The 8827-nt window shown below is 71.0% G+C and carries 7 protein-coding genes; 4 read left to right on the top strand and 3 right to left on the bottom strand.

What is annotated here, in order from left to right; genetic code table 11:
* The first annotated feature begins 1445 nt into the window (after window positions 1–1445).
* Window positions 1446–2153 (top strand): hypothetical protein, encoded by a 708-nt coding sequence (locus tag ACIQF6_RS36115; RefSeq protein WP_400903238.1) that lies wholly within the window; start codon window positions 1446–1448, stop codon window positions 2151–2153.
* 497 nt (window positions 2154–2650) lie between these two features.
* Here the strand turns inward: ACIQF6_RS36115 and ACIQF6_RS36110 are convergent, their stop codons facing one another.
* A complete protein-coding gene (locus ACIQF6_RS36110; protein WP_400903235.1) occupies window positions 2651–2773 on the bottom strand; it encodes a hypothetical protein in 123 nt (40 codons plus the stop codon).
* A gap of 313 nt (window positions 2774–3086) precedes the next feature.
* Between ACIQF6_RS36110 and ACIQF6_RS36105 the strand changes: the two genes are divergently transcribed.
* Both ACIQF6_RS36105 and ACIQF6_RS36100 read left to right on the top strand, forming a co-directional pair.
* Window positions 3087–3839: a hypothetical protein gene (locus ACIQF6_RS36105; protein WP_400903232.1), complete on the top strand. Its 753-nt coding sequence runs from the start codon at window positions 3087–3089 to the stop codon at window positions 3837–3839.
* 768 nt (window positions 3840–4607) lie between these two features.
* A complete protein-coding gene (locus ACIQF6_RS36100; protein ID WP_400903229.1) occupies window positions 4608–4931 on the top strand; it encodes a thioredoxin family protein in 324 nt (107 codons plus the stop codon).
* A gap of 314 nt (window positions 4932–5245) precedes the next feature.
* Here ACIQF6_RS36100 and ACIQF6_RS36095 read toward each other — a convergent pair whose 3' ends face one another.
* Together ACIQF6_RS36095 and ACIQF6_RS36090 are read right to left on the bottom strand one after the other, a co-directional pair.
* Complete coding sequence (locus ACIQF6_RS36095) at window positions 5246–5785, bottom strand: hypothetical protein (RefSeq protein WP_400903226.1); 540 nt, start codon at window positions 5783–5785, stop codon at window positions 5246–5248.
* A gap of 131 nt (window positions 5786–5916) precedes the next feature.
* Window positions 5917–7110 carry a hypothetical protein gene (locus tag ACIQF6_RS36090; RefSeq protein ID WP_400903223.1) on the bottom strand — a complete coding sequence of 398 codons (1194 nt, stop codon included), beginning with the start codon at window positions 7108–7110 and terminating at the stop codon, window positions 5917–5919.
* A 595-nt stretch (window positions 7111–7705) separates the two neighbouring features.
* Between ACIQF6_RS36090 and ACIQF6_RS36085 the strand changes: the two genes are divergently transcribed.
* A complete protein-coding gene (locus ACIQF6_RS36085) occupies window positions 7706–8791 on the top strand; it encodes a hypothetical protein (RefSeq protein WP_400903221.1) in 1086 nt (361 codons plus the stop codon).
* Window positions 8792–8827 lie beyond the last annotated feature (36 nt).

Raw genomic sequence — 8827 nt, 5'->3', positions numbered from 1 at the left:
GCGGAAGCCTGCGGCTTGAGCTCCCGCTGGCGCGGGAGCGGCGCCGCTGACGCGGCGTCAGGCGCGGGGGTGACGGCTGCGCCGTCACCGTGCGTAGTGTGGCCTCGGCTGCGCCTCGGCGGGTGGGTAGGTGGTGGCGGGTATTCGCCTGCGGCGAATACGTCGAGCTTGTGCGGGTGGTTGGTGGCGGGCGTCTGGCGTCGCTGCGCTCCGCCTTTCTGGTGGTTTTTCCCCGGGCCCGCGGCCCGTCAATCGGTCGGCTTTCCGGTCTTGTTGGGCTGGTGTTTTCACGGCCCTACGGGCCGATTGGCTGGCGCAGCTTCCCGGGCTGCGCCCGGGGTGGGCGTTGACGATGTGACGCGAAATTCGGGTAGTAGCCTATCCCTCCGGACGGGCGTGGTGCCGGCCGGGGCCTGCGGCCCTCGGCGTTGACGATGTGTCGCGGACTTCCGGTATCAGTCACAACCTCACCCTCCCGGCCCCTCCCCCGGTATCGGTCGATGACCGGTCCGCCGCCTGATTGCTGGGCTGACGGCCCACCCTCCAACCCCGGAGCGGGGCCTGCGGCCCTCGGCAGAACCCCGGGCGCCCTCCGGGCCGACCCGGGCATCCCCGACCCGGTGACCGACCCTCACCGACACCCCGCACGACGGCCCCTGACGGGCCCTCAACCGCAGACTCCGAACCGGAATCCGCAGCGAATCCTGGAGCGTTTCCCTGGCTTCCGTACAGCTCTTTCCTAATGGTTCCCTGGCCAGTGCCAGAGGCGAACATGCAACCTCGCTGCTAGCTTCCATCACGGCTCTATCAGGCTGGACTCCAGGCGGGAATCCTAATTCCCTCCCGCTCCCTTTCTGATGGCAATCTCAGCACATTTTCGAGCGCAGCGGCCGGGAATCGAATTCGGGTGCACAGGAAAGGGGCCAACGGCCCTCCACCCCGACGTGGCGACCGCCCTTCCCGACTGCCCGGAAAATCCCGCCCAGAGCCAACCGAGCAATTCCCGGAGTAGCGGCACCAAACCGAACACCGAACCAGGACAACGGCCGAGACGTTCACCAGAGCGGGGCGCAGCGGGGGCGCGGCACCGGGCGGCCAGGACGGCGAGGTTCCCATGAAGGCCTGGCTCTGGCGGGGGGCTGGCGCTGGGCTCGACAACGTGGCATCAACTTCCCTGCTGAGCTGCCGGAACGCTGCTTCAGCTACTGCAACGCCGTACATGCTCGCTGGCGGGCGGCGCGGCTTGTCCGGCCGGGCCCGCCGATGCTCACATTGAGGGCATCCGGGCAGATCAGCCCGGCGAACTCCCCGTCTTCCAGGAGGATTTGGTGCCATCTGCCCACCCACCCGTCTATCCGCACAGCCCCCGGGGCGGCAGGCCGCGCCGCCCCGTGCACAGTCCGGACAGCGCCAGGGGCAGGCTCGCCGGTGCCATCGACCGGGCCATGGGCGGGCGCACCGATGCGGCGTGGCTCAAGGAAGCGGAGGAGCGTCGTATCGCCTTGTCCCTGTCGACCATCCGTCGTGCGCGGACCGGCAGCAACAGCCTGCCGAGCACGGCCACGGTGACCGCGCTGGAGGACCTGACGGGGGCCGTTCCTGGGAGCCTGCAGAGGCTCCGTACGGAGGCGCTCTGGGCGCCGTTCGCGCCGGTGGACACGCCGCGGGTGCGCAAGGGCTGGTTCATCAAGAACCTCACCCTCTCCTTGGAGGAGTTGCGGGGGTGCCACCGGCGCCCCTTGTCCTGCCGGAGGCTGGCCGACTCCGCCGAGATGCCCGTATCCACGCTCCGCAGCCGTTTGAAGGGGAAGTGGCCCCCGGGGTGGAAAAAGGAGCATCAGTTCCTGCAGGAAATGGTCCGGCTGCTGAGCGTGCTGGGCGTCCCCGAGGACGTCCAGCACCTGTGGACCACCCCGGCCCGCAAGGCGTTCAACCGGCGCCGTCCCCGCCGTGCCCGCGCTGCCCGCGCCGCCCGTCGGAGCGCCGCACGGCTAGTGGCCGCTCGAACGACCCATCCGGTCTCGGCCAGCGGCGCAGCCCAGACCATCATGGAGGCCGGCCTGTTTCGGTTGAACTGGCGCACCGTGCACACCATGGCAGGCCGTCCGCTCCCAGCACGGTTTCTTGCGCACGCGGAGGACCAGCCGTGGTAGCACCGCCCCCCGACCCTGACCACCACGGCATGGCGGCAGCCGGTGCACCGTCCCGGCCCGACGACGCCCTCGTCGTACCGGACGTACCGACAACCGCAGCCCGACCGAACCGGCGGCGACGGAAAGTGCTGTTCGCTGTCGCGGCCGCGATCGGCATCGCTGCCGACCTCGCCAGCCTCGCCGACCACGCGCACGCTCTCTGGGCTTGGCTCACGGCATGACCCCGGCCAGGCAGCCCCCGGCAGGCCGCGCTCGACGGCGGGGGACGAAGGCGGGCGAGCCGGGGACGGCGGCACCCGGCTCGGTCGGCACCGGAGGTCCGGCGGCCCGGAAGCACCGGGGCGGCGGCCGTCCCGAGCCAACGCCCGGCTCCTTGTCGCACCCAGGCCGCCACACAGCGGACCAGGGGTAACCAGCGCTACCGGACGTTGGCCCCACCTTCGGTGAGACGGATCAGCTGAGCGCGTATCCCCAGAGGGTCGACTGCAGGACGGGCCTCACTCCTGCGCGGAGGTGGTCAACTCCATCATCGCCTCGAAATAGGTCGCGCCATCGATCTCCTCATCGTGGTACTGGCGCATCAGCTCGTCGATCTTGGCCTTCAGCTCTGCCCGGTCCATCGCCATCTCCCAACACGTCAGCACCCCAAGATGGGAGGACAGTAGCGCAGTACACGGCCCCCGCCCGGACAGCGGACCCGAGACGGCGGCCACCGAGCAGGCACGCACCAGGCCCGGAACGGCGGCGCAGCAAGGCGCGCACGGGCACGACCACCGGGAACGGTCACCGACCCGAACGACAGGCCCCGGACGGGGAACGGCTGGACGGCGGACCCGGGACGGCAGCGGCCCGAGCAGGACGGCCCCGGACGGCCGCACAGCAGGCCCGGGACGACGGCGTCCGGTGGCCTTCGGCCGTCGATAGGCTGACGGGATGACAGGTCTTCTGCGGTTCGGCGCGCTGCTGGCGCACTTGGCCGGCCGTCGTGCGCTCGACTCCGCCACGCTCGCGGCGGCGGTCGGCACCCACCCGGCGGAGCTGCAAGCCGTGCTCGACGGGCAGCCGCCGACCGGACAGCTGCTCAGGAGCCTTGGACCGGCACTCGATCTGCACGCCGCCGACCTGTTCCTCCTCGCCGGACAACCGGTCCCCGACGACCTGACACCGGTCACCCGCAACCCGCACTGGTCGATCAACGCCGTCGTTCACGACACGATGGACATGCCCGCGGAGAACCGGCGACTGCTGCTGGACGCGATCCGGGCGCAGCCCCTGGTGCGGCGCGAGGGACGGGGCGGGGTCTCCCGGCCGTACCACCGGTACGAACCGGGGTTCGGCGCGGTGCTCCTGGGCCTCGCCCACAACCGGAACCTCAGCTGGACCTCCACGGCCATGGCCCTGTACGCGGTCACCGGCGGACGGATCTACCTCTCCGCGGCCACCATCGGCGGGATCGGCCGAGGGACCGTCGAAACAACCCCCGAACTGGTCGTCGGCTTCGCCGGCCTGCTCGGCATCCCCGCCCCCGACCTCGCAGCGCTCGGCGGCACCCAGTTGCCCGACGACCTGCCACCGACCCACCCCCTGGCCACGGACCTGGCCACCATCGTCTGGGAAGCCCGGCGCCTGACCACCGCCCAACTCCAGGACATCAAACTCACCGCCCGCCACCTCACCGACCACTGACCCACCACCCCCACCTCCAGGGCGGCCTGACGGCCACCCGACCGCACAGCCGGAAGCAAGGCCGGCGCGGGCGCAGCGGGACGGCGACGGCGGTCAGTCGGGCCGGCGGCCCGGGACGGCAGCGCAGCACAACACCGGTACAGCAGGCCGACACGGCCCAGCCGGCCCGGCATCGACGACAGCCACCGGGCACAACCCGGACGACAGAACCCCGGCAACGGCGCAGCAAGGCGAGACAGCAGGGCCCGGACCGCGGGGACGGCCCGGACGGCAGCGCAGCACCGGCCGCCAGCCCCAGCACGCCGGAACGACCCCGGACGGGCAAGCCCGGCAGATCCACCCCGGACGAAACCGAACACCGACCCCCGCCACCGCATTTCCAACCTGAATTCACACCACCACCAGAAACCAATCCGCCAAAACATCCGGACGAAATACCCGGTGGAATTCACCCCCGAAAACACGCCCAAAAACACCGAGCTGGCCCCCGAACGGGCCGACCGGACCTCCGACCCCACCGGCCACCACACACAGTCACCAAAACAGCCACCCGGCACCACCCACCGGACACCCCGACAGCCACAACCAAAGGTCCAGACAACCCAGCAAAAGAGGCCATTCCACGCCCCCGCAACACCAACAGGTCACACCCGCGAGGGATGAGCTCCTTCTCTCCGTCGCTCGCACGCGCGGCTCGACGCCGGGCGAGCCCACCCCGGCGGCCATACGGTGGCGAGGACGACATCACGCGTGGTCACAGGAGTTCGCATGGCGCAGATCGTGGACGTGGCGGAGGGCTCGTTCGAGGCAGAGGTCATCAAGTCGGACCTGCCGGTGCTCCTGGAGTTCTGGGCACCGTGGTCGGCGCCTTCGAAGCAGATCGCGGAGATTCTCAAGGCGATCGCCGAGGAGTACGAAGACAGAGCCAAGATCGCCATGCTCAACACCGACGACTGGCCGGGCGCCCAGGCCAAGTTCGCAGTCCGCTCGATCCCAACGCTCACCCTGTACAAGAACGGCAACGCCGAGGCGACGAAGGCCGGAATCATGTCCAAAGCACAGGTGCAGGCCTTCATCAGCACCGCCCTGTGAATCGCCCCCGCGCCGGCGGGACGACCCCCACCCAGCCGGACAAGCCGGGCCGACACCCCTACGCGACGACGGCGGCGGACCGCACGACATTGGCAACTACCACATCCTGGTCGTCGTCGCCGATAACGGCGACGACAGCGACTACAAACGACACCGTGCTCGAACTCAGCTGGCACACCCCCAAGTAGCGGCCCGTCCCCCGCAGGGCAGGCGGGACCGGACCCAACGACCAAGCATCACGCCACAGCCGGGGATCACCGGCTGTGGCGCGCAACGGAAGGGCGCAGCAGGGCCCCGGGGGCCCGTACGGTCGGTCAGAACCGGCGGCGCCGTACGACAGGCCGGACGGGCGGGGCCTGCTCGGTGCCACGCAGCGCGAGGGCCGCGGTACGGGCGCGCTCCAGCCAGCCCGCGACCTGGCGCAGCGTGGCGGGGTCGAGGTGGCGGGTGAGGTCGCGGACGGCCTGGTGGTCGTCGTCGGTCAGGTTGTAGAGGCCTGCGCGGTCGCGGGCGGTGTAGAGGGGTTGGGCGGCGGTACCGGCGAGGCGGCGGTGGGCGGCGTCGGACCTCTGGCGGGCCTGGTGGGCGGCCTCGCGGGCGCATTCGGCGACGTCCTGGCGGTGACGCTCGCGGCGCAGCGCGTGCTGGAGGGCGGTGTCGTGGTCGGGGTCGTAGCGCCCGGCGCGGGTCTCGGCGGTGTGGTCGCGCACGCGCTGCCACTCGGCCGAGGTGTCGGCCGCGGTGGCGTGGGCCGTCTCGTCTCCGGCGTCGGCGTACCGGTCGGCGTACCGGTCGGCGCAGCGTTCGTCGAACCGGGCCTTTTCCAGGGCCTGCTGGAGGTTCTCCAGGGTCATCCCGGCCACCCGCGACACCGCCCGCGCGGTCCACGGCCTGCTGCTCGCCGCGATCGGGGACGCCGCGCCCGACCTGTCCTTTGACGGGTGACCTTGACCGTTTGCCACTGACCTTGACCGGTGACGGGCCGTCAACGGTCCTGGGCGGTTGGCTCGGCTGCCTCGGCACGCCTTTGCAGGAGGTGGTTGATGGTGGAGAGGCGGCCCCAGCCGGGGCTGTTCATGTTCTTGATGCCGGAGCGGATCTCGGCGAGGGCGGCCTGTCCGCGTTCGTCACCGCGTAGGGCGAGTCCGCCGGCGGCGTTCAGGCGGGCGTCGAAGTACGGGTCCGTCAGGTGCGTGGCGAAGAGTGTGCGCAGCTCCGGAGTGTCGACGGTGGACACGAGGAGTCTGCCGAGCGCGTTCGCCCGGGTCACGGGCACAGGATCGTCGGCCAGGTACATGAGGGCGGCGAGGGCTTCCCGGTGTTGTGCGGTGTTGGTGTGGAGCACCGTGGAGACGCTCGCCCGGACCCCGGGGTCGGCGTGGTAGGCGTACTCCAGGACCACTGCGACCGTGTCGCCCGCGTTGTTGTAGGAGACGAAGGCGCCGATGGCGAGGGCGAGCGTGCGCGGGTCCTGCTCGTTGTGGAGCAGCAGGCGCAGAAAGTCCTCGGCTTCGCGTTCGAAGGGGAGTTCGGCGTCGTCCGGCAGCGGGAGGAGGCTGAACGCGATCGCCAGTTGGTCCATCGTGTTGATGCCGAAGCGCCTGCGGTCGAGATCGGAGGCGTCCTGCGCCGCTTCCAGGGCCCAGTCGAAGGTCTCCTGGTCGACGCGGGTCCCCAGCTGAAAGGCCGAGGCGAACCAGTCGTCATGGTCGGGGTCGGCATGCGTCAGGGCACGGGCCATCAGTTCGTCCGGCGAGTGACGGACGCCCAGAGTGGCTTCCAGGGCGGTGATGATTGCCCGGTGCGCGGGTGGCGGCTCGTTCCCGGCTCCCACCCCGGACGCGAGCGCGTCCTGCGCGACACGCAGCGCGCGCCGGTGCGGGCTGTCGCCGCTCAACGGGTTGTCGCTGTGGGACAGCAGGGCATCCAGCACACGGGACCGGCCGTTCTCGGCGGCCCAGGTCACGGGGTCCACGCCACCGTCCCAGGGGCGGGTCACATCCACGCCCCAGAGGACCAGATGGTCGACGATCCTCTCACGTCCGCCCCTGGCGGCCGCGGCCAGCAAGGTCACGGCATCATCGGCGGCCAGATCGTCCGCAGTAGCGCCATACAGGAGTTCGAGTGCCGCATCATCGTCCATGCGTTCGACAGCGGCCAACAGTGCGGGCAGGTCCATCGGCCGATTGTGCCCGCGACCGGGGAGGCGGTGCGAACGATTTCCGACCGGCCCCGTACCGGGCTCGGCTGCCTCGCGGTTCGTTGCCGGCTCCCGAAACGGTCAAGGTCATCTGGCAATCGGTCAAGGTCACCCGTCAAGGGACAGGCGGCCTCCAGCCGCTCCCGTCCCGCCCCTGTCCCAGCACCGACGCGCAACGCCTCCACCAGGCAGAACAGGGTGGGACCGTCCTAGGACCGTCCCAGCAAAACAGACATACCAGGACAGCGTGAGACGGGCCTGGAACAGCCCCCGACACCCCTGTCCCAACCCCGTCCCAGGCCGTCGCACACCCACCGGGCCGGCCAGTGAGCCTTTTCAAGGTGGCCACCGATCGGGTGACGGGCGGCCCGGTTTCTGTGGGGATGCTGGAGGTGCGGTTCGGGCGGCTGTGGCAGGAGCTGTAGAACTGATGGGCGAGGGCGCGGTGGTGCCCCTGCGCTCTGCGGGGAGTCCGGTTGGCTGGGGTGCTGTCGGAGACCGCTTCTAGAGTGACCGGCAAGATCGTCGTCGGGGTCGCACCGGACGTGGCCGGATTCGTTCACAGGGGTTTGGTATGGGTTGGTGGGACAGGGCGCCGGGAGAACGCGAGCGATGGGTGCTCGACCCGCTGGTGGGGGTGGGGCCGCTGCGCTTCGGGATGAGCCCGGCGCAGGTCCGGGAGGCGCTGGAGGTGGCGGGCGTCCGGCCCGAGCCGGGGGTTCGAACGGGAGAGGTCCAGGAGTACTACGACGAGCCGGGGCTGAGCGCGTTCTACGGGCCGGGGCCGCGGCTGGTCGCGGTGCTGATCGACGCGACGGGCGGGCCGCTGGTGCGGCTGGGGGACGTCGAGTTGGTCGCGCGGGTGCCTTCCGAGGCCCGCGCCGACATCCGCCGCCTCGCCCTCCTCGGCGGGGCCGAGGTGCGGGTGAACCGCCACGGGGAACCGGAGGTACCGGCCTGGGGGCTGTCCGTGTGCACGGCGCAGGAGTGGGGGCACGCCTCCACGGGGCACAAGGAGCGCCGGGACAACATGATCACCGGTCTGCTGGTCACTGGCCCCGAACTGGCCGAGGACCCCTGGGACACGGAGCCGGTCGCCAGGTTGACCCGCAATCCGTATCAGCGGCGAACGCCCCCGGGCCCTCCACCGGTGACGGCCGATCGGGGCCGGCCGCGCTGGGAGTGCGCACCGCTGCGGGGGGTCGGTCCGCTGCGCTTCGGAATGAACCCGCGGCAGGTGGCCGCCGCACTGGGCGGCCAGGAGCCCGCCGAGCGCGAGGGCCACCACCCGTTCCGGCCGGGCGGTGGCCGCGACCTCGACAGGTGGGAGTTGGACGATGAGCACTACGACCACATGGGGGTGAGCGCGCACTACTGGGAGGGCGCGGACGGCCCCGAACTGAGCGCGGTGAGCGTCCACGGCCGCACCGGCCCGCAGGTCCTCTTCCAGGGCATCGAACTGGTCGGCCGCCGCCCCTCCATCGTCGAGACGGAGCTCTTCCGGCACGCCGAGGACCATCCACTGGAACTCCGCTACACCCCGCACGGGAACGTGGGCTCGGTCGAGCTCAACGTGTGGGTGCGGGCTGAGCGGGTCGGGGACAGCACGATCACCGGGGCCCTGTTCTGTATCGACCAGTGGGTGTACAGCGACGACTGAGGCCGGGCCCGTCGAGGCAGCCACCGATCGAGTGGT

It is taken from the genome of Kitasatospora sp. NPDC092948 (genome assembly GCF_044754805.1).
Taxonomy (GTDB): domain Bacteria; phylum Actinomycetota; class Actinomycetes; order Streptomycetales; family Streptomycetaceae; genus Kitasatospora.
This window is presented reverse-complemented; position numbering and strand designations above follow the sequence as displayed.

Coding starts and splice junctions, on each gene's coding strand:
- ACIQF6_RS36100 (WP_400903229.1), top strand. CDS start 4,608: ATGGCGCAGATCGTGGACGTGGCGGAGGGCTCGTTCGAGGCAGAGGTC.
- ACIQF6_RS36095 (WP_400903226.1), bottom strand. CDS start 5,785: ATGACCCTGGAGAACCTCCAGCAGGCCCTGGAAAAGGCCCGGTTCGAC.
- ACIQF6_RS36090 (WP_400903223.1), bottom strand. CDS start 7,110: ATGGACCTGCCCGCACTGTTGGCCGCTGTCGAACGCATGGACGATGAT.
- ACIQF6_RS36110 (WP_400903235.1), bottom strand. CDS start 2,773: ATGGACCGGGCAGAGCTGAAGGCCAAGATCGACGAGCTGATGCGCCAG.
- ACIQF6_RS36085 (WP_400903221.1), top strand. CDS start 7,706: ATGGGTTGGTGGGACAGGGCGCCGGGAGAACGCGAGCGATGGGTGCTC.
- ACIQF6_RS36115 (WP_400903238.1), top strand. CDS start 1,446: ATGGGCGGGCGCACCGATGCGGCGTGGCTCAAGGAAGCGGAGGAGCGT.
- ACIQF6_RS36105 (WP_400903232.1), top strand. CDS start 3,087: ATGACAGGTCTTCTGCGGTTCGGCGCGCTGCTGGCGCACTTGGCCGGC.